The organism is Streptomyces sp. NPDC001530 (genome assembly GCF_042894545.1).
Taxonomy (GTDB): Bacteria; Actinomycetota; Actinomycetes; order Streptomycetales; family Streptomycetaceae; genus Streptomyces.
Window position 1 is genome coordinate 35,081 of sequence record NZ_JBIAVS010000016.1, and the last position, 20,342, is coordinate 55,422.

Below are 20,342 nucleotides of genomic sequence, written 5' to 3' on the forward strand. Positions count from 1 at the left end.
GAACCACAGCGCAACGACCGCCTGATCCACCACGCGGCGGCTGCCAGACCACCGACGCAGCGCGGGCTCGATCACCGATGCAGCGCGGGCTCGATCACCGATGCAGCGCGGGCTCGATCACCGATGCAGCGCAGGCTCGATCACTCACGCACCGCCTGCCCCTTGGACAGTGCGAGAGAGACACACGCGCAGGCGATCCCCGCCTCCGCCACCGCGCAGGCCAGGGCCTGGGCGAGAGCGGCGCCCGGCTGCGCGGTGGTTATGTCGAACCAGGCGTCGAGCACCACGACCGCGGCCGTCGCGGACGCGGTCAGCCGGGCGTGCGGACTGCGGCGGAATCCCAGCACGGCGGTGGCCGCGCACCCCGCCGCCATCAGGACGTCGAGTCCCACCCACGCCACCTGCCAGTTCCGCACCTCGGCGCTCGCCGGGAGCATACGGACGAGGAGCACCATCCACGGCACGAGCACCACCGCGGTGGCGGCGAGCAACACCAAAGCCCATTTCGTTCGCATGCCACCACCATAGAACCGCAGAGGGAGTTCTGCAAAGAAAATTCTGCAGAACTCACTCTGCAGAGGGAAGTGGGCCGGAGATACCGTGGTCGCATGCCCGACCCCGACATGCCCGACCCCGAGCTGACCAGCGTCGAACGCACCGCCCTGTACAAGTCCCTCGGCAACCCGCTGCGCCGCCGCATCCTCGACTACCTCGGCCGGCACGGCGAGGCGAACTCGACCGTGCTCGCCAAGGAACTCGGCGAGAGCTCCGGCACGACCAGCTACCACCTGCGCAAACTCGCCGAGCAGCGCCTCATCGAGGAGATCCCGGAGAAGTCGGGCGGCCGTGAACGCTGGTGGCGGGTGCTCCCGTTCAGTCACACCACACCCGATCCGGCCACGATGACCCCCGAGGAGTACGCCGCCGCCGAAGGGGTGGCGATCCTGAAGATCGAGATGGACACGGAGCTCTATCTCCGGGCCCACAAGGAGTACGCGGGCCCGGAGGGCTGGACCCAGGTCCAGCGCTCCGGCAACTGGATGACCAAGGACGAACTCCTCGACTTCGTACGCGCATACCGGGCACTGATCGACCGGTACGGCCACGCTCGTGAGGATGCCCCCGCCGGAGCCCGCCCGGTGCACCTGCGCTTCTACGCCGTCCCGGACACCGTGGGAGAGTGGAAGAGTGAACCGACTGGCCCATGAGACGTCCCCGTACCTCCTCCAGCACGCCGACAACCCCGTCGACTGGTGGCCCTGGTCGGCCGAGGCCTTCGACGAGGCCCGCAAGCGCAACGTGCCGGTGCTGCTGAGCGTCGGCTACAGCAGCTGCCACTGGTGTCACGTCATGGCACACGAGTCCTTCGAGGACGAGACGACGGCCGCGTATCTGAACGAGCACTTCGTGAGCGTCAAGGTCGACCGCGAGGAGCGGCCGGACGTAGACGCCGTCTACATGGAGGCCGTGCAGGCGGCGACCGGGCAGGGCGGCTGGCCCATGACCGTGTTCCTCACGCCGGACGCCGAGCCCTTCTACTTCGGTACGTACTTCCCGCCCGAGCCCCGCCACGGCATGCCCTCCTTCCCGCAGCTCCTGGAGGGCGTGCACAGCGCCTGGACCGACCGGCGGGAGGAGGTCGCCGAGGTCGCGGGCAAGATCGTGCGGGATCTCGCCGGGCGGGAGATGAGCTTCGGCGACGCTCAGGTGCCCGGCGAGGAGGAACTGGCCGGCGCGCTGCTCGGGCTCACCCGGGAGTACGACGCCGCGCGCGGCGGATTCGGCGGGGCACCCAAGTTCCCGCCGTCCATGGTGATCGAGTTCCTGCTGCGGCACCACGCGCGGACCGGCTCCGAGGGCGCCCTCCAGATGGCCGCCGACACCTGCGAGCGCATGGCCCGCGGCGGCATCTACGACCAGCTCGGCGGCGGCTTCGCGCGCTACTCCGTCGACCGCGAGTGGGTCGTGCCCCACTTCGAGAAGATGCTGTACGACAACGCCCTGCTGTGCCGCGTCTACGCACACCTCTGGCGGGCCACCGGCTCCGAGCTGGCCCGCCGTGTCGCGCTCGAAACCGCCGACTTCATGGTGCGTGAACTGCGCACCAACGAGGGCGGGTTCGCCTCCGCCCTCGACGCCGACAGCGAAGAGCAGGTGCCGCGCGAAGCGCGTCTTCAGAAGGGTGGTGGTGGGAGACGGGAGGGCGGGACGGGCAGGCACGTCGAGGGCGCGTACTACGTGTGGACGCCCGAGCAGCTCCGCGACGTCCTCGGTGACGACGCCGCACTCGCCGCGCACCACTTCGGGGTGACCGAGGAGGGCACCTTCGAGGAGGGTGCCTCCGTCCTCCAACTCCCGCAGCGCGAAGGTGTCTTCGACGCCGACAAGATCGCCTCCATCCACGAGCGGCTGCTCGCCGCGCGCGCCGAGCGCCCCGCCCCCGGCCGCGACGACAAGGTGGTCGCCGCCTGGAACGGGCTCGCCGTCGCCGCCCTCGCGGAGACCGGCGCCTTCTTCGAGCGCCCCGACCTCGTGGACGCCGCGATCGGCGCCGCCGACCTCCTCGTAAGGCTGCACATGGACGATCGCGCACGCCTGGCCCGTACCAGCAAGGACGGTCAAGTCGGCGCGAACGCGGGGGTGTTGGAGGACTACGCGGATGTTGCCGAGGGCTTCCTCGCGCTCGGGTCCGTCACCGGGGAAGGGGTCTGGCTGGAGTTCGCCGGGTTCCTGCTCGACCACGTGCTCGTGCAGTTCACGGACGCCGAGTCGGGTGCGCTGTACGACACGGCGGCCGACGCCGAGCGGCTGATCCGCCGCCCGCAGGATCCGACGGACAACGCCACGCCCTCCGGCTGGAGCGCTGCGGCCGGCGCGCTGCTGTCGTACGCCGCCGTGACCGGCGCCGAACCCCATCGCACCGCCGCCGAGCGGGCGTTGGGCGTGGTGAAGGCGCTCGGGCCGCGCGCGCCCCGCTTCATCGGCTGGGGGCTGGCGGTGGCCGAGGCGCTCCTCGACGGGCCGCGCGAGGTCGCGATCGTGGGACCCGCCGACGATCCGGCGACCAAGGCCCTGCACCGTACGGCACTTCTGGGCACCGCTCCGGGTGCCGTCGTCGCCGTGGGCGCGCCGGAGAGTGAGGAGCTGCCGCTGCTTTCCGGTCGACCTCTGGTGGACGGAAGGCCGGCCGCGTACGTCTGCCGTAACTTCACCTGTGACGCTCCGACATCCGATGTCCAACGGCTCAAAGACGCGCTCGGCAGCGTAAACGCCGTCTGAAACAGTCACCCGTGGACCGGAAACCTCCGACGTAGCCGGATACATCCCCTTCTTGGACTGAGGATTCCGAAACACTCTATTTATCTGAACAGCCCATAGGTTTCACAGTTCCCCCCTAGTCTCTCCACGGTGACGCGACAGGTGTGACTCACTGTCGCGACAGGGGGTTTGGGGATCTGGGGGGATCTGTTGCTCACGTCTGTCTTTATCGCTGCCGTTTCGCTTGCGCTCTTCTGGATGGCGGCCTTCACCCTGTGGTGGCAGATGCACGCGTGGCGTACGCCCGAAGTGCTTGCCTCCACCCGGTTCAGCAGTCCGGACGGCGGTGAGAGCCTGTCCTTCTCGCTGCTGCTGCCCGCGAGACATGAACAGGCCGTGCTGGACCACACGATCCAGCGGCTGCTGGAGTCCAGCCACACCGACTTCGAGATCATCGTGATCGTCGGGCACGACGACCCGGAGACCACCGAGGTGGCCCGGAGCGCCGAGGCGCGCGACCCGCGCGTCCGTGTCGTCGTCGACACCCACGAGAAGAAGAACAAGCCGAAGGCCATGAACACGGCCCTGCCGCACTGCCGCGGCGACGTCGTCGGAGTCTTCGACGCCGAGGACCAGGTCCATCCCGAGCTCCTCGCCCACGTCGACCACGCGTTCCGCACGACGGGCGCGGACGTCGTCCAGGGCGGCGTCCAGCTCATCAACTTCCACTCCAGCTGGTACAGCCTGCGCAACTGCCTGGAGTACTTCTTCTGGTTCCGCTCCCGGCTCCATCTGCACGCGCAGAAGGGCTTCATTCCGCTCGGCGGCAACACCGTCTTCGTACGGACGGACGTGCTGCGGGAAGCCGACGGGTGGGACCCCAACTGCCTCGCCGAGGACTGCGACCTGGGTGTGCGGCTCTCCAGCGTCGGCAAGAAGGTCGTCGTCGCGTACGACTCCGACATGGTGACCAAGGAAGAGACGCCGGGCAGCCTGATGTCGCTGATGAAGCAGCGCACCCGGTGGAACCAGGGCTTCCTGCAGGTCTACCGGAAGAAGGACTGGAAGCAACTCCCGAACTTCGGGCAGCGGTTGCTCGCCCGCTACACGCTCATGACGCCGTATCTGCAGGCCGTCTCCGGCGTGGTCATCCCGCTCAACGTGGCCATCGCGCTCTTCCTCGACGTGCCGGTCGGCATCGCCTTCATCACCTTCCTGCCGGCCGTGACCGCCCTGGTCACCTTCGTCTTCGAGCTGGTCGGACTGCACGACTTCGGCAAGCAGTACGGGCTTCGCGTCCGCTTCATCCACTACCTGAAGCTCATTGTCGGCGGTCCCTTCTACCAGGTGCTGCTGGCGGGCGCCGCCGTGCGTGCCGTATGGCGCGAGCAACGGGGGCGCAACGACTGGGAGCTGACCAGTCATGTCGGCGCGCATCTCACCGAAGTGATCCGAGAGGACGTTCCTGCGTGACCTCCACTCTTGACGCGGCGACCACCACCACGGTCCCCGCGCAGCGGCCCCGTGCGCCCAAAATCGTCCCCAACGACCGTCCGGCCCTGCGCTTTCGCAGCTCGCGCCCCGATCTGATCCTGTGCGCGGTGCTCCTCACGGCGATCATCGTCGTCCAGGGCTGGAACATCGCCGCCTACCCCACCCTCAGCGACGACGAGGGCACCTACCTCGCCCAGGCCTGGGCCGTCCAGCAGGGCAAGGGCATGGCCCACTACACCTACTGGTACGACCACCCGCCGCTCGGCTGGATCCAGATAGCCGTACTCACCTGGATCCCCGCGCACCTCAGCCCGTCCCTGATGACCGTCGGCTCGATGCGCGTCGCGATGCTGCTGATCAGCGCGATCAGCGCGCTCCTCGTATACGTCCTCGCACGCCGCCTCTCGCTGCCGCGGTGGGCGGCCGGGCTCGCGATGGTCCTCTTCGGGCTCTCCCCGCTGTCGGTCGTGCTCCAGCGCGAGATCTTCCTCGACAACATCGCGGTGATGTGGACGCTGCTGGCGTTCTGCCTGGCCGCGTCCCCGAGCCGCCATCTGTGGCACCACTTCGGGGCGGGCATCGCGGCCGCGGCCGCCGTGCTCACCAAGGAGACGATGCTCGTCATCCTGCCCGCGCTGATGGTCACCATGTGGCGGCACAGCCACCGCGACACCCGCAAGTTCGCGCTCACCGGCGCCGTCACCGCCTGCGCCCTGATCGGACTGGCGTACCCGCTCTTCGCCCTGCTCAAGGGCGAGTTGTTCCCGGGCTCGGGACACGTCTCGCTCTGGGACGGCATCACGTACCAGATGAGCCGCCCCGGCTCCGGCTTCATCCTCGACAAGGGCACCGGCTCGTACGGCGTCCTGCAGTCCTGGCTGTACTACGACCGCGTGCTGCCCCTCGGCGGCCTCGCGGGCGCTCTGCTGCTCCTGGTCACCTGGCGCTGGTCGGTGACCGCGCGCGCCCTCGCCGGACCCGCGCTCACCGTGGCGATCCTCGCCCTGGTGGCGCTGCGCCCGAGCGGCTACCTGCCCGCGATGTACGTCATCCAGGCGCTGCCGTTCCTCGCGCTCGTCCTCGCCGGAGGCACCGCGAGCGTCGCCCACGCGGTGCTGCGCCGCCGGCGCACCGGCGAGGAGAAGACGTACGTCACCTGGGGGCGCCGGGGACTTGCGGCCGTGCTCGTGGTGGCCGCCGGCGCCTATGTCGTGCCGCGCTGGTACGACGGCGACCACACCGCCGTCACGGCCGACGCCAACGCCCCCTACCGGGCGGCCTCTTCGTGGCTGAAGACCGAGGTGAAGGATCCGGCCAACACCCGGGTTCTCGTCGACGACGCCCTCTGGCTCGACCTCGTCCACGACGGATACCGGCCCGGGCTCGGCGTCATCTGGTTCTACAAGGCCGATCTCGACCCCGCGGTGACCAAGACGATGCCGCGCGGGTGGCGCGACCTCGACTACGTCGTCGCCTCCCCGACGGTACGGCGCGACGCGGTCGACCTGCCCAACGTCAAGGCCGCGATCGAGCACTCGACGCCGGTCGCCACCTTCGGCAAGGGCGCGGACCGCATCGAGATCCGGCAGATCAACGACACCACCACCATGGCGAGTTCCGGAGGCAGTCGATGAGCAGCTTCGAGAGCACTGTCCCCGACGAGCTGGGCGACCCGGCCGTACGCGCCGCCGAGGTGCCCGAGCCCGGCGCCGTCACCATCGTCGTACCGACGTTCAACGAGTCCGCGAACGTACGGCAGTTGCTGCACCAGATCACCGAGACGGTGCCGGCGCGGCTGCCCTGCGAGGTCGTCTTCGTGGACGACTCCACGGACGACACGCCCGAGGTCATCCACGAGGCGGCGAAGGACTGCCCCTTCCCGGTGACCGTCCTCCACCGGGAGGAACCGGTCGGCGGGCTCGGCGGGGCGGTCGTGGAGGGGATGAAGGCGGCCGGGTCCGACTGGATCGTCGTCATGGACGGCGACTGCCAGCATCCGCCGTCCCTGGTACCGGAGTTGGTCGCCACCGGCGAGCGGGCGAACGCCGGGCTCGTCGTCGCCAGTCGCTACATCAAGGGCGGCAGCCGCGCCGGACTCGCGGGCGGCTACCGCATCGCCGTCTCGCGCGGCGCGACCTGGCTGACCAAGACGCTCTTCCCGCGCAGGCTGCGCGGCATCAGCGATCCGATGAGCGGTTTCTTCGCGATCCGCCGCAGCGCGGTCACCGCGGAGGTCCTCCAGCCGCTCGGCTACAAGATCCTCCTCGAACTCGCCGTGCGCAGCCGCCCCCGCCAGGTCACCGAGGTGCCCTTCGTCTTCCAGGACCGGTTCGCGGGCGAGTCCAAGTCGACCGCGCAGGAGGGCTTCCGGTTCCTGCGCCACCTCGTCGGGCTGCGCACCGCCTCGCCGGTCGCCCGCATGGTGGTCTTCGGACTGATCGGCGCCACCGGCTTCGTACCGAACCTGCTCGGCCTGTACGCGCTCACCGCCGCCGGACTGCACTACGTGCCGGCCGAGATCCTCGCGAACCAGCTCGGGGTCGCGTGGAACTTCCTGCTCATCGAGCACCTGCTCTTCCGTGAGCGCCGAAAGCACCGGCACTGGTGGGACCGCGTCGGCCGGTTCGCGCTGCTCGCCAACGCCGATCTGGTGTTGCGCATCCCGCTGATCGCGCTCTTCGTCGACCGCTTCGGGATGGGCGCACTCTCCGCCACCGCACTGGCCCTGGTGACGACCTTCGTCCTGCGCTTCGTAGGGACCGAAGCGCTGGTCTATCTGCCGCGCCGCAACGGCCAGGCCGAAGGGGCGCGTCGGTGCCGAGAGACCGAACGCGCGGAGGCCCGAAGGGCTGAGCACGATCGGGCTCTCGGCACCGACTGGAGCGCCCCGGAGGCCACCAAATGAACCACGCCCGCGGGCGGGAGCCGCACAGCAAGGAGAGCCGCATGACATACCGGGCAAGACCACGTCGGAGAACCTCACTACTGGCCGTGGCGAGCCTCGCCGCCGGGCTGCTGCTGATCTCGCCGCAGCCCGCGTCCGCCGCCAATCTCGTCAAGAACCCGGGCTTCGAGACCGACGGCACGGACGGCATGCCGTACTGCTGGGAGAAGTCCGGCTGGGGCGACAACGACTTCAGCTTCGCGACCGTCGCCGACTCCCACTCCGGCACCAAGGCCATGAAGGTCTCGCTGACCCGCCGGGTCAACGGCGACCGCAAGGCCCTGATCACCGAGGACACCACCTGCGCGCCGGTGGTCACCGCGGGCAAGCAGTACGACCTCGGGCTCTGGTACAAGACGACGACGCCCGACGCCGCCCTCACGCTCTTCCGGCACGACACGACGGCGGGCTGGCAGTACTGGACCGACCTCAAGACGCTCGACATGGCGAGCAGCTGGACCCAGGCCTCGGTCCGCACCCCCGCGGTCCCGGCGGGCACCGACCGCATCACCTGGGGCGTCTCGGTGTACGGCACGGGCTCCGCGACCACCGACGACTACACGATGGAACAGGTCTCCGACCCGATCCCGCCGGCCACCTGCACGGGCACGGCCGAGGAGTGCGCCAACGGCAAGTGGACGGTGCTGCCCACGCAGAACCCGGTCCGCTCCATGCACTCCGTCGTCCTCAACAACGGCAAGGTGCTGCTGATCGCGGGCTCCGGCAACAGCGAGGAGCAGTTCAACGCGGGCACGTTCACCAGCGCGGTCTACGACCCGGCGAAGGGCACGTACAAGACGATCCCCACGCCCAAGGACATGTTCTGCGCGGGGCACGTCCAGCTGGCCGACGGGCGCGTGCTGGTGATGAGCGGCAACAAGGCGTTCCCGGTCGCGGGCGGGCACGGCTACGAGGGCTACAAGGACTCGTACATCTTCGACCCGGTCACCGAGACGTACAGCAAGACCAATGACCTGAACGACGGCCACTGGTATCCGTCGGCCACCGAGCTCGGCAACGGCGACATCATCTCCTTCGGCGGTCTGCGCGAGGACTCGTCGGGTTCGGTGACCGCGGAGCGCTGGTCGGCCGCGGAGCAGAAGTGGCTGCCGCTGTGGCAGGTCAATCAGACCTGGTCGTTCTGGGGCCTGTACCCGTCGATGATCCTGATGCAGGACGGGCGGCTCTTCTACTCGGGCAGCCATGTCTTCGGCAACGGCACCCCGGGCACGGGCTCGGCGATCTACGACTACGACGCCAACACGACGACCGCGGTCTCCGGGCTCCAGAACAAGGACGAACGCGACCAGTCCGCGAGCGTGCTGCTGCCCCCGGCCCAGGACCAGAAGGTCCTGACGATCGGCGGCGGCAACATCGACTCCAATCCGGACGCCAACCGGCTGACCGACATCATCGACCTCAAGGCCGCCAACCCGGCGTACACCGTCGGCCCGCAGATCCCGCAGGGCACGGTGGACCTGGGCAACGGCAAGGTGGCCGAGACCGGCAACCAGGGCAAGATGTACGTCTCCGCCGTCCTGCTGCCCGACGGCAAGGTCCTGGAGACGGGGGGCGGCCTGCACAACCGCGCCAACCCCGTCTACGAGGCGTCGATCTTCGACCCGGCGACCACGACCTTCGACCTGGTGGCAGCCGACCCGGAGGCCCGCGGCTACCACTCCTCCGCGTTCCTGCTGCCCGACGGCCGTGTGATGGCCACCGGCGACAACCCGGGCAACGGCACCTGGAACCACAACGTGTCGATCTACACCCCGCCCTACCTGCTCAAGGGCACCCGCCCGACGATCACCTCGGTGATCGACAACGAATGGGTGTACGGCGACACGCAGCGCATCACGGTCGACCGGCCCATCGTGAAGGCGGAGCTGATCCGGCCCGCCGCGGTGACGCACTCGTCCGACCCGAACCAGCGCTTCGTGGACCTGCCGCTGAGCGTGGACGGCAACAACGTCGACCTGAACGTGACGAGCAACCCCAACCTGGCGCCGCCCGGCTGGTACATGCTCTTCGCGGTCGACGCCAACGGTGTCCCGTCGGTCGCCAAGTGGGTGCACCTCCAGGGCCCGTCCGCGCTCGCCGCGGACACCGCCTCGGCACACGTCCACTCCTTCGCCGACTCCCTGGAGGGGACGGTCACGAAGGCGGGCAAGAAGCGCACGTCGCAGAAGGTCAGCACGACGATCTCCGGCTGCGACCGGCACTACGGGACGATCAACGTCTGCGTACCGACCGTCTTCCCGGACGGCGTGAAGAAGACGACGGCCTCCCGCTGCGCGTGGCTGAAGAAGAACGACTACGGGCGGCTGAAGGTCAACGGCAAGGACGATCCGCTGGGGCTCGACCCGAACAAGGACGGGCTCGCCTGCGGGAAGGCGGATCTGAAGCGGCGTTAGCTCCCGAACTCCGCGAGGGCGCGCTCCACGATGGCCACCAGGCGGTCGTGGTGCGCGCCCTTCCAGTAGGCGCGCCCGCACTCCTCGCACTGCGCGAAGACGTCGTACGACCGCTGGGTGCCGCCCTCCAACTGGTCCACCAGCTGCGCCTTGGTGGCCTCCTTGAGCAGGCCATTGCAGGCCGTGCAGCGCGTCCAGGGCTTCAGCTCGGGCGCGAACCGGCCCAGTACGTCACGGAGTTGGTCGTCGGGCCGGGTGCTGTAGACGAAGGCGCCCGCCCACAGCTCGCGGCGGCGCAGCAGACCGCGGTCGCGGCTGAGCATGACGCGCCGCTCGGCCGCCGAACGGGCGGCGAGGGCCGGGTCGCCGATGTCCGTGGACTCGTACGCCGTGTCGACGCCGAGCAGGCGCAGGCGGCGCGCGAGCGTGCCGAGGTGGACGTCGAGGAGGAAGCGGAGCGGGGCGCCGGGGACCTGCTGCGGGCGCTCGACCGCCCGTACCTCCACGTGCTCGCCGGCCGCCGGGATGTGCGAGAACGGCACCTCGCGGCCGTCGACGACCAGGGCGCCGACCTCGGTCAGCGGGACGCCGAGCGACTCGATGACATGGCCGAGCGTGGAGGAGCCGTCGGTGCCGACCTGCGTGGCGCCGGTGCGGCGTCCGTGCGGGACGAACACGCCCAGTGCGAGGGCGAATTCGACGTGGATCTCCGGTCCGTTCACTTGGTCAGGATGTCATGCGGGGGGCGTGCCTGGCCTCCGGGTTTCCGGGGGCGGGCGCGGACCGCGCCTGGGGGTCGGCCGGGGTTCGGGCCAGGGGGGTCAGCCCGTGCTCCAGGACGTCCACGGCGCGGTCGGCGATGTCGGCGAAGTCCTCCTGGTGGCCGCCCTCGGCCCAGTACAGCGAGACCTCCATCAGCCCGCCGATCAGCGACATCGCGAAGACGCGCACCTCGAGACTGTCCGGGTCGCGGCCGACGCGCTCCCCGATGGCCCGGCACAGCAGGCGGCCGGTGACCGACATGCTCTCCATCATCCGGGAGCGCACCGCGGGGACCTCGACCATCAGCCGCGTCCGCAGCCGGGTCACCTCGGGCTCCTCGGTGTTCCCGACGGTGACGGCCTTCCGCAGCACGTACCGCAGCGAGTCGAACCACGGCTCGTCCGCGGGCCGCGCCCGCAGCTCTTCCTCCAGGAGCGGGTCGTACTCGTCCGTGAGGACGATGTCCTCCTTGGTCGGGAAGTAGCGGAACACCGTGGACGGGGAGACCTCGGCCGCCTCCGCGATCTGCTCGATGGTCGTCGCGTCGTACCCCTGCTCCTGGATCAGTCGGTACGTCGCGTCGCGGATCGCGATCCGGGTCTTCATCTTCTTCCGCTCGCGGAGCCCCGGCTGGGGCCCCGCGGCGGTGGAGCTGTGTGCGGTGGCGGCCATGGTGCTCATTGTCCGGCATCCACGGACGCCGGGGCCATGTCGGTGTCCTTCTCGGAGGCGGGGGCGGCCTCCTTGGGATTCGGCAGCAGCGCCGCCGCCAACAGGGCGGTGACCAGCGCGGCGATACCGCTGACCAGCAGGACCAGGTCCATGCCGTGAATGTACGAGGCGTCCGCGGAGGCGGCGAGCGCGCGGTCTCCGAGCCGGGCCGCGACCACATGGGCGCCGACCACGGAGTCCCCGGCGACGTCCGCGGCCGCGTGCGGCAGACCGGAGGTATCGAGCCGGTCGCTGTACGCGCTCGCGAGCAGCGAGCCCAGCAGGGCGATGCCGATCGCGCTGCCCACCTGGCGCACCGTCATCAGGAGCCCGGAGCCGCTGCCGGCCCGGTCGCGGGGCAGCGTACCGAGGGCGGCGGACATCGCGGGGACCACAGCGAAGCCGAAGCCGAGCCCGGCGATGGACAGCCACAGGGCGGTGAAGCCATAGCCGTCGTCGACGGAGGTTCGGCTGCCGAGGATCGCGGCGAAGGCGAGGGCGACGAGACCCGCGCTGATGACCGCCCGCGCGCCGAACTTCGCCAGCAGTGGCTGCGCGCCCTTCGCGGCGATCAGCAGTCCGCCCATCATCGGCAGCATCCGCACCCCGGTGGCGAACGCGTCGTGCCCGAGCACCGCCTGCAGATACTGCGGCAGCACGAACATCAGCCCGGACAGCACGAACATCACGAGGGTCGCGGCGAGCGTGTTGAGCAGGAAGCCGCGCTGGGCGAGGAGGGAGAGGTCCAGCATCGGGCGGGCGCTGCGGCGTTCGCGCATCACGAGGAGCGCGAGGAGGATCACGGACGCCGCGAAGAAGCCGAGGACCAGCGGGTCGCCCCAGCCGCGGTTCGGGGCCTCGATGATCGCGTAGATCAGGATGCTGAGACCGGCCGCGGTGAGCGCCGTGGAGAGGGCGTCGACCTTGGGGGAGGCCGGGTCGCGGGTCTCGGGAAGCAGGAAGACGCAGGCGGCGATGCCGATCGCGGCCATCGGGACGTTGACCAGGAAGACCGAGCCCCACCAGAAGTGGTCGAGCAGCCAGCCGCCGACGATCGGGCCGAGCGGCAGGCCGAGCGCGGAGGCGGCGGAGACCGCGCCGACGGCCTTGGTGCGCTCGTCGGGTCCGAACAGCGAGGGCAGCACGGCCATCGCGAGCGGCATCACGAGCGCGCCGCCGACACCCATCAGGGCACGGGCGACGATCAACGGGGTGACGTCGTCGACGAGGGCGCCGACCAGGGAGCCGGCCAGGAAGATGCCGAGCCCGGCGATGAGCATCCGGCGTCGTCCGAAGCGGTCGCCGAGCAGGCCCGCCGGGAGCATCAGCGAGGCGAAGACGACGACGTACGCGTCCGCCATCCACTGCTGCTCGCCGGTGGACGCGCCCAGGTCACGGGCCATCGTCGGCAGGGCCACATTGAGGATCGTCATGTCGAAACCGAGCACGAGCATGCTCGCGACCAGGGCCCCGAGGGCCCACCAGCGGCCGGGAGTCGCGCCGTTCGGCACCGTCCTGAGTGAGAGTCTGCATGAAATGAGAGTAGCTCTCAAAAGATTGATGCTGTCAATCCATGGCGACCGTCATTTTGTGGGGAAGGGTTCATTGTCAGTGCGGCATGTCACTCTGAGGTGGGGGTGATTCACGCACCGTGGTGTGGGGAGGTGAGGTCGGAGTGAAGACGGTCGCGATGAAGGCGCTGATGCTGCTGGCCGCGCTGCTCTGCGTGGGCGGCTATCTCATCGGCGGCGCTGTCGCCGTCCTGGGGATCGTGGCGGTCGGCGTCGCCGTCCTGACATGCGAAGTGGCCGTGGCTTCGAAGCCACGGCCACTGAGGGGGAGCCGGTCGGAAAGACCCGGCGGGGCGCCGGGTCGCAGATCAGCCGTGCTGATAGGCCACCAGCGAGATCCCGACGTAGTGCACGACGAACGCCGCGAGGGTGAAGGAGTGGAAGACCTCGTGGAAGCCGAACCAGCGCGGTGACGGGTTGGGGCGCTTGATCCCGTAGATCACGCCACCCGCGCTGTAGAGCAGCCCTCCGACGATCACCAGCACGAGGACGGCGATCCCGCCCGTGCGCATGAAGTCCGGGAGGAAGAAGACGGCCGCCCAGCCCATCGCGATGTAACAGGGGGTGTAGAGCCAGCGCGGGGCGCCGACCCAGAACACGCGGAAGACGATGCCGGCCGCCGCGGCTCCCCAGATGCCCCACAGGAGCCACTGCCCCTTGGCGCCCGGCAGCAGCAGCATCGTCAGCGGCGTGTACGTGCCGGCGATGATCAGGAAGATGTTCGCGTGGTCGAGTCTGCGCAGTACGCCGTCCATGCGCGGGCCCCAGTTGCCCCGGTGGTAGAGCGCGCTCACACCGAACAGCAGGCAGGCCGTCAGGACGTAGATCCCACAGGCGATGCGGCCGCGGGGCGAGTCCGCGAGGGCGGTCAGTATCAGGCCTGAGATGAGTACGGCCGGAAACATACCGAGGTGCAGCCAGCCGCGGAGTTTGGGCTTGACCGGATGCGGCTGGGCGGGCGCGAGGGGACCGTGGCCGGCGGCCGGTGAGTCCGTGGGCGCGTCGGGGACGGGCGCAGTCATGCGCCGAATCGTACCTACGGAACCGTAAGTTACGTATCACTCCGGCGTAATGAACCGCCAATAGTGGCCATGGTCTCACGGGGTGCCGGGGCTCGCGAGGCGGACCCGGGGTGAACCCGGGATGTGCGGAAGGAAACCCTCCGGCGAGTGGTGATGCTCACTCCGCTCACGTGTGACGTCCTCTGGACATATGGGCGGTTCAGTCGGATGATCATATGAGTGCGGTCGGCACCGGATGAGCGCCAGAGGTCGATCACCTGAAGCATCCGGGTCGCAGCCCCCACGGGGCACAACAACAAAACCCCTCATTTAGGAGCAATCGTGGCGCGCGACATCGCGGCTCCCAGCGTCGTTCCCACCAACCACACGGAACTGATCTCGTGGGTCAACGAGATCGCTGAACTGACCCAGCCGGACAGCGTGGTCTGGTGTGACGGATCCGAGGCCGAATACGACCGACTGAGCGAGGAGCTCGTCCGCAAGGGCACCTTCAAGAAGCTCGATCCGATCAAGCGCCCCAACTCGTACTACGCCGCCTCCGACCCGACCGATGTCGCGCGGGTCGAGGACCGGACGTTCATCTGCTCCGAGAAGGAAGAGGACGCGGGCCCGACCAACCACTGGAAGGCCCCCGCCGAGATGCGCGAGATCTTCGCCGGCGAGCAGGGGATCTTCCGTGGCTCGATGAAGGGCCGGACGATGTACGTCGTCCCGTTCTGCATGGGCCCGCTCGGCTCGGACCTCTCCGCGATAGGTGTCGAGATCACCGACTCCGCCTACGTCGCGGTGTCCATGCGGACGATGACGCGCATGGGACAGCCGGTCCTCGACGAGCTCGGCTCCGACGGCTTCTTCGTGCGTGCTGTGCACACGCTCGGAGCGCCGCTGGCCAAGGGCGAGGCGGACGTGCCGTGGCCGTGCAACTCCACGAAGTACATCTCGCACTTCCCCGAGACCCGCGAGATCTGGTCCTACGGCTCGGGCTACGGCGGCAACGCGCTGCTCGGCAAGAAGTGCTACGCCCTGCGCATCGCCTCCGTCATGGCGCGCGACGAGGGCTGGCTCGCCGAGCACATGCTGATCCTCAAGCTGACCCCGCCGCAGGGCAAGTCCAAGTACGTCGCCGCCGCCTTCCCGAGCGCCTGCGGCAAGACGAACCTCGCGATGCTGGAGCCCACGATCTCCGGCTGGACGGTCGAGACGATCGGTGACGACATCGCGTGGATGCGGTTCGGCGAGGACGGCCGGCTGTACGCGATCAACCCCGAGGCCGGTTTCTTCGGCGTCGCACCCGGCACCGGCGAGCACACCAACGCCAACGCCATGAAGACGCTGTGGGGCAACTCCGTCTTCACGAACGTCGCGCTGACCGACGACAACGACATCTGGTGGGAGGGCATGACGGAGGAGACTCCGGCCCACCTGATCGACTGGAAGGGCAACGACTGGACGCCGGAGTCCGGCACCCCGGCCGCCCACCCCAATGCCCGCTTCACCGTCCCCGCCTCGCAGTGCCCGATCATCGCGCCCGAGTGGGAGGACCCCAAGGGCGTGCCGATCTCGGCGATCCTCTTCGGCGGCCGTCGCGCCAGCGCGGTTCCGCTGGTGACCGAGTCCTTCGACTGGAACCACGGCGTCTTCCTCGGCGCGAACGTCGCCTCCGAGAAGACCGCAGCCGCCGAGGGCAAGGTCGGCGAGCTGCGCCGCGACCCCTTCGCCATGCTGCCGTTCTGCGGCTACAACATGGGCGACTACATGGGCCACTGGGTCGACGTCGCCAAGGACAAGGACCAGTCGAAGCTCCCGAAGATCTACTACGTGAACTGGTTCCGCAAGAACGACGAGGGCGCGTTCGTGTGGCCGGGCTTCGGTGAGAACAGCCGCGTCCTGAAGTGGATCGTGGAGCGGCTGGAGGGCAAGGCCGAGGGCGTCGAGACCCCGATCGGCATCCTGCCGACCAAGGAGGCCCTCGACACCAACGGTCTCGAACTGTCCGAGTCGGACCTCGACTTCCTGCTCACCGTCGACAAGGACGTGTGGCGCGAGGAGGCCTCGCTGGTTCCCGAGCACCTCAACACCTTCGGCGAGCACACCCCGAAGGAGCTGTGGGACGAGTACCGCGCGCTGGTGCAGCGCCTGGGCTGAGCCCCGCACGGGCCGAGGCCTCATGGCTGACGCCCACGAATAAGCCCCGCGGCCGGCCCGACTTGCCCTGACCTGCGACGTCGCCAGGGCCGGCCGCGGCGACGACATCACGAACAGGCCCGGTGCTCGCACCGTACAACGACGTACGGTGCGAGCACCGGGCCTGTTGTCGAATACGGCACGATGCGGTCGGCGTCGGCGGCTTCGCGTGATCCGCATCGGGCCTGCCCCAACGCGCGCCATGAACGGTGCGAAAAAGCCGCATTCATGGGTAATTCGCCTATGGTGACGTCATGCGCGGAATTCTGTTGGCCGGGGGCACCGGCTCGCGACTTTGGCCGTTGACCCGCTCGGTGTCGAAGCAACTGCTGCCGGTCTTCGACAAGCCCATGGTCTATTACCCGCTTTCCACACTGGTGATGGCCGGCGTCCGGGAAATCCTGATCATCACCACGCCCGAAGACCAGCCCCAATTCCGTCGGCTGCTCGGCGACGGCACCCAACTGGGCCTGCGGCTGGAATACATGGCACAGGAGCGCCCGGAGGGCATTGCTCAGGCTTTCGTGCTAGGAGCCGAGTTCATCGAGGATGAGCCGGTCGCCCTGATTCTGGGCGACAACATCTTCCACGGCAGCGGCCTTGGCACACGGCTGGCCCGCCACGACGATCTGAAGGGCGGCAGGGTATTCGCCTATCAGGTCGCCAACCCCTCGGCCTACGGCGTGGTGGAGTTCGACGAACTGGGCCAAGCACTGTCCCTCGAGGAGAAACCGGCCCGGCCCAGGTCCCGATATGCCGTGCCCGGACTGTACTTCTACGACAACCACGTCGTGGACATCGCCCGCGACCTACGGCCCAGCGCCAGGGGCGAGTTGGAGATCACCGACCTCAACCGCGTCTATCTGGAAGCCGGGGCGCTGCACGTCACCCGGCTCGACCGGGGCACCGCGTGGCTTGACACCGGAACCTTCAACTCCATGGTGCAGGCTTCGGAGTTCGTCCGGGTGATCGAGGAGCGCCAGGGCTTCAAGGTCGGCTGCGTCGAGGAGGCGGTCTGGCGGGCCGGCCTGATCGACGACCACCGGCTCCGGCAGCTGGCCCAGCCGCTGCTCAAGAGCGGATACGGCGACTATCTGCTGGGGCTGCTGGAGGACTCCCGATACGTCGTCATGCCCCAAAGAGGCAGCGGATCGCGTAGCGAAGAACTGCTGCGAACAGGGCCGGGCGTCGCTCCTGTGTAACGGCGGCTCTTGACGCTGTCTGCCGCACGACTTCCCGCCGGCGGAGACCGTGTGCGGGTACTTCGCGAAATGGTCGAAGGACGTCGTGTTCGTACCCGCCGCCATCCGACGAGCGCCCTCGCCCACGACGGCGGACCGAGCTCACCGGCGTGCTGCCGGCGGTGCCGGTCACCGCAGCCGACGTGCAGGACTCGGCCGCCCGCGTTCATAGGGGCGATCAGGTCGCCGCCGCCCATCCCACCCTGCGCAAGGTGTGGGTGGACGGCGGCTACCGTCGGCACTTCGGAGACCCGGTCCAGACAGGCGCTCTGCCGAATGGCTTTGATGCCCGATCAGCTCCGGTGGTGCGGCATCGCCTCCCGGCGGTGCAGCAGCACGAAGCCGTCCCGATCTGCCACCAGGTCGTACCCCGCATGGCGATCGTCCGCCAACCGCCACTTTTCTGCTTCAACGCTCAGCGGCTCGCCGGGCCACCCTCGTGCGTTGTCCGGCACCCATGTGTCCACCATGATCCACTGAGGGTCGGGGCGGCCGTCCTGCGAGCCGTAGACGCCGACGCTCGTACGGTTGATGAGCTGGGGTGCCAGCTCGTTGGACACCTGGACCGTGGCGCCGTCGGGGATCTTGTCCATCAGACGATGGGCGACGGCGACGCGAGGGTCAGTCCGCCAGGTGTCCGGCTGGGTCAGTTGGAACAGAGCAAAGTTCGGAAAGGTCATGAGGGTGATCGCGGCGGAGCCCGCGAGGTAACGGCGCAGACTGCGCCCGCTCGTCCCACGTCGCACCAGGGCGTCGATGAAGGCCGCGAAGACGATCGGCATCAGGACGAGCGAGTAGTGGTAGCCGGTCCCCCAGTGCAGGAAGTTGCTCGACGTGAAGCGCCACACCAGAGTCGGCAGGCCGACCCACAGCAGCGGGGACCGCATCGCCAGGAACACGGTGGGAGCCAGTACGAGGAGGAGTGTCGTCACCTTGGTCTGGGGGGTGACGAGACCGATCGTGCCCCGGTGGAGCAGATCCAGCAGACCGCCTGGACCGCCACCGGCGACGCCAGGTGCTCCAGAACCGCCCTCGACCAGGGACCAATAGGCGAAGGACCCACTCGGGTTGAAGGCCGGCAGAATCACGAACAGCGCCAGCACCGACCCGCAGAGGCCGGCCGTAGCCGTGAACATTCCGAGCCCGCGCTCGCCCCGCCGGGCGATGACGAGACCGATGACGAGAACCGTGAGTCCGAGGTCTTCCTTCACGAACAGCAGGGGCAGAGCCCAGCACGCCGCGGCGGTCAGCCGGTCATTCCCGAGAGCGGCCAGCGAGCACGCCAGGAGCGGAACAGCGAAGGCCACTTCGTGGAAGTCGTAGCCGACCGCACTCGCGATTCCCCAGGAGAGCCCGTAGCAGGCCCCGATCACCGCGCCGGCCGGGCCACCCAGGGTTCGGCGCGCCCAAAGAGCCAGCGGGACGACGCTCACGGCGAGGAGCGCGGCCTGCACGACGAGGAGCGTTTCCGCTCCTCGCCACACCCAGTAGAAAGGCGCCACGAGTGCCAGGATCGGGGAGAAGTGATCCCCAAGGACGGGAAAGTCCTGTCCCTTCACTTCGGAGACCGGCAAGTGCCCTTCCGCGTACGAGCGGACGACCTGTTCGAAGATTCCCAGGTCATAGCTGCTGGAGAGCATCCGTTGGTGGAGACGGAGCGACACCGCCGCGTACATCACGAACAGTGCTCCCGCCATGGCCCAGATCCACCATGTGCCGTCGAAGCGGCCCTTGTGCGGTGGGTCGGCCATCGCCTCTTTCTGCAAGGGCGGTTGTTGCGTCGGGACCGTTGCGCTTTTGGTGGGCGATGTCTGCATCGAGAGCCCCTTCAGGAATCCGAGAGTGGCGGCCATCAAGATGCCAGCAGCGTGCGGTATTCGACCTCGGCCAAACTCTCGTGTGGTCAGAATCCACCGAATGGCCGCACCCCCGGGAGGCGTGACTGCGCGTGTCCTGCGTGCTGAGGCGGACGTGCCGTACGGCCTAAAGTCCCACGGCGGATGTCCCGAAGACACGGACGTAGTAATCGGCAAGGAGACCTGCGCGGTGGAAGGAAGCAATCACGTGAGACCACTTGGCATCGAAGGGGCCTGGGTGGACACACCCAAGGTGTTCACGGACAGCAGGGGCCGATTCCATGAGTGGTTCAAGAGCGACAGGTTCCACGATTCCCTCGGCCAGGGGCTCCGACTCGAGCAGGCCAACTGCTCCCGCTCCGTTCGCGGCACTCTCCGCGGTATCCACTATGCGTCGGTCCCGCCGGGCCAGGCCAAGTACGTCACGTGCGTCGCCGGCGCCGTCCTCGACGTGGTGGTCGACATCCGCACAGGCTCCCCGAGTTTCGGGAAGTGGGAGGCGGTTCAGCTCGATGACACGACGCACCGCTGCGTCTATCTCTCGGAAGGGCTGGGACACGCCTTCATGGCGCTGGAAGACAACTCCACGGTCGTCTATCTGTGCTCGCAGGGATACGCGCCGCAGCGCGAGCACGGGATCAACCCGCTCGACCCCACGTTGGCCATTGCCTGGCCCGAGGACCTCGCACCGCGCCTTTCCGACAAGGACGCCGCGGCGCCCACACTTGAGGAAGCCGGGCGGCAAGGTCTGCTGCCCTCCTTCGAGGACTGCAGTGCCTATCGCAGAAGTCTCGTGAGCAGCGCCTGAGAGGGCCGCCCCTCGGCAGAGTCCCGCCCTTGCGGCGGGGCTGCCCGCCGCCCGCAGCCACGCGGCCACCGCGGAGC

At 68.9% G+C, this 20,342-nt stretch carries 15 protein-coding genes; 9 read left to right on the forward strand and 6 right to left on the reverse strand.

The window, feature by feature from the left end; all coding sequences use genetic code 11:
- Positions 1-140: 140 nt before the first annotated feature.
- The gene (locus ACFY0T_RS30895) at positions 141-515 is read right to left on the reverse strand and encodes a hypothetical protein (protein ID WP_388877667.1); all 375 of its coding nucleotides are present in this window, start codon (positions 513-515) and stop codon (positions 141-143) included.
- 93 nt (positions 516-608) lie between these two features.
- Between ACFY0T_RS30895 and ACFY0T_RS30900 the strand changes: the two genes are divergently transcribed.
- The 6 genes from ACFY0T_RS30900 (at position 609) to ACFY0T_RS30925 (ending at position 10,110) form a co-directional block, all read left to right on the forward strand.
- A complete protein-coding gene (locus ACFY0T_RS30900; protein WP_388877670.1) occupies positions 609-1,208 on the forward strand; it encodes an ArsR/SmtB family transcription factor in 600 nt (199 codons plus the stop codon).
- Positions 1,189-3,279, forward strand: coding sequence for a thioredoxin domain-containing protein (locus ACFY0T_RS30905; protein ID WP_388877673.1), 2,091 nt, complete (start codon positions 1,189-1,191; stop codon positions 3,277-3,279). The genes ACFY0T_RS30900 and ACFY0T_RS30905 overlap by 20 nt, the downstream gene beginning before the upstream one ends.
- A gap of 189 nt (positions 3,280-3,468) precedes the next feature.
- Entirely contained in the window at positions 3,469-4,731 is a 1,263-nt protein-coding gene (locus ACFY0T_RS30910; RefSeq protein ID WP_388877675.1) for a glycosyltransferase, read from the forward strand.
- A complete protein-coding gene (locus ACFY0T_RS30915; protein WP_388877678.1) occupies positions 4,728-6,386 on the forward strand; it encodes an ArnT family glycosyltransferase in 1,659 nt (552 codons plus the stop codon). The genes ACFY0T_RS30910 and ACFY0T_RS30915 overlap by 4 nt, the downstream gene beginning before the upstream one ends.
- Complete coding sequence (locus ACFY0T_RS30920; protein WP_388877681.1) at positions 6,383-7,657, forward strand: glycosyltransferase; 1,275 nt, start codon at positions 6,383-6,385, stop codon at positions 7,655-7,657. Before ACFY0T_RS30915 ends, ACFY0T_RS30920 begins: the two co-directional genes overlap by 4 nt.
- Positions 7,658-7,698: 41 nt before the next feature.
- Positions 7,699-10,110 carry a galactose oxidase-like domain-containing protein gene (locus ACFY0T_RS30925; protein WP_388877684.1) on the forward strand — a complete coding sequence of 804 codons (2,412 nt, stop codon included), beginning with the start codon at positions 7,699-7,701 and terminating at the stop codon, positions 10,108-10,110.
- Here the strand turns inward: ACFY0T_RS30925 and ACFY0T_RS30930 are convergent.
- From ACFY0T_RS30930 to ACFY0T_RS30945, 4 genes are all read right to left on the reverse strand, one after another.
- Positions 10,107-10,832, reverse strand: coding sequence for a Mut7-C RNAse domain-containing protein (locus tag ACFY0T_RS30930; protein ID WP_388877687.1), 726 nt, complete (start codon positions 10,830-10,832; stop codon positions 10,107-10,109). The two genes, ACFY0T_RS30925 and ACFY0T_RS30930, sit on opposite strands and share 4 nt — an antisense overlap.
- 4 nt (positions 10,833-10,836) lie before the next feature.
- Positions 10,837-11,553, reverse strand: coding sequence for a TetR/AcrR family transcriptional regulator (locus tag ACFY0T_RS30935; RefSeq protein WP_388877690.1), 717 nt, complete (start codon positions 11,551-11,553; stop codon positions 10,837-10,839).
- The gene (locus ACFY0T_RS30940; RefSeq protein WP_388878216.1) at positions 11,550-13,037 is read right to left on the reverse strand and encodes an MFS transporter; all 1,488 of its coding nucleotides are present in this window, start codon (positions 13,035-13,037) and stop codon (positions 11,550-11,552) included. The genes ACFY0T_RS30935 and ACFY0T_RS30940 overlap by 4 nt, the downstream gene beginning before the upstream one ends.
- Positions 13,038-13,462: 425 nt before the next feature.
- Positions 13,463-14,176, reverse strand: a complete 714-nt coding sequence (locus ACFY0T_RS30945; protein ID WP_388877693.1) for a hemolysin III family protein — start codon at positions 14,174-14,176, stop codon at positions 13,463-13,465.
- Between the two features lie 321 nt (positions 14,177-14,497).
- On the opposite strand from ACFY0T_RS30945, the gene ACFY0T_RS30950 reads away from it, so the two are divergent.
- Positions 14,498-16,321, forward strand: a complete 1,824-nt coding sequence (locus tag ACFY0T_RS30950) for a phosphoenolpyruvate carboxykinase (GTP) (protein ID WP_388877696.1) — start codon at positions 14,498-14,500, stop codon at positions 16,319-16,321.
- Positions 16,322-16,614: 293 nt separating this feature from the next.
- Complete coding sequence (gene rfbA, locus ACFY0T_RS30955) at positions 16,615-17,562, forward strand: glucose-1-phosphate thymidylyltransferase RfbA (protein WP_388877697.1); 948 nt, start codon at positions 16,615-16,617, stop codon at positions 17,560-17,562.
- 332 nt (positions 17,563-17,894) lie between these two features.
- On the opposite strand, the gene ACFY0T_RS30960 is transcribed toward rfbA, so the two are convergent.
- Entirely contained in the window at positions 17,895-19,352 is a 1,458-nt protein-coding gene (locus ACFY0T_RS30960; protein ID WP_388877700.1) for a DUF2079 domain-containing protein, read from the reverse strand.
- 313 nt (positions 19,353-19,665) lie between these two features.
- Here ACFY0T_RS30960 and ACFY0T_RS30965 point away from each other — a divergent pair, with 313 nt between their 5' ends.
- Positions 19,666-20,265 (forward strand): dTDP-4-dehydrorhamnose 3,5-epimerase family protein, encoded by a 600-nt coding sequence (locus ACFY0T_RS30965; protein WP_388877702.1) that lies wholly within the window; start codon positions 19,666-19,668, stop codon positions 20,263-20,265.
- The last annotated feature ends 77 nt before the right edge of the window (positions 20,266-20,342 follow it).

Excerpts from the sequence above, each read along its gene's own strand:
- ACFY0T_RS30945 (WP_388877693.1), bottom strand. The coding sequence starts at position 14,176 with ATGACTGCGCCCGTCCCCGACGCGCCCACGGACTCACCGGCCGCCGGC.
- rfbA (WP_388877697.1), top strand. The coding sequence starts at position 16,615 with ATGCGCGGAATTCTGTTGGCCGGGGGCACCGGCTCGCGACTTTGGCCG.
- ACFY0T_RS30920 (WP_388877681.1), top strand. The coding sequence starts at position 6,383 with ATGAGCAGCTTCGAGAGCACTGTCCCCGACGAGCTGGGCGACCCGGCC.
- ACFY0T_RS30900 (WP_388877670.1), top strand. The coding sequence starts at position 609 with ATGCCCGACCCCGACATGCCCGACCCCGAGCTGACCAGCGTCGAACGC.
- ACFY0T_RS30925 (WP_388877684.1), top strand. The coding sequence starts at position 7,699 with ATGACATACCGGGCAAGACCACGTCGGAGAACCTCACTACTGGCCGTG.
- ACFY0T_RS30895 (WP_388877667.1), bottom strand. The coding sequence starts at position 515 with ATGCGAACGAAATGGGCTTTGGTGTTGCTCGCCGCCACCGCGGTGGTG.
- ACFY0T_RS30960 (WP_388877700.1), bottom strand. The coding sequence starts at position 19,352 with ATGGCCGACCCACCGCACAAGGGCCGCTTCGACGGCACATGGTGGATC.
- ACFY0T_RS30935 (WP_388877690.1), bottom strand. The coding sequence starts at position 11,553 with ATGAGCACCATGGCCGCCACCGCACACAGCTCCACCGCCGCGGGGCCC.
- ACFY0T_RS30940 (WP_388878216.1), bottom strand. The coding sequence starts at position 13,037 with ATGCTCGTGCTCGGTTTCGACATGACGATCCTCAATGTGGCCCTGCCG.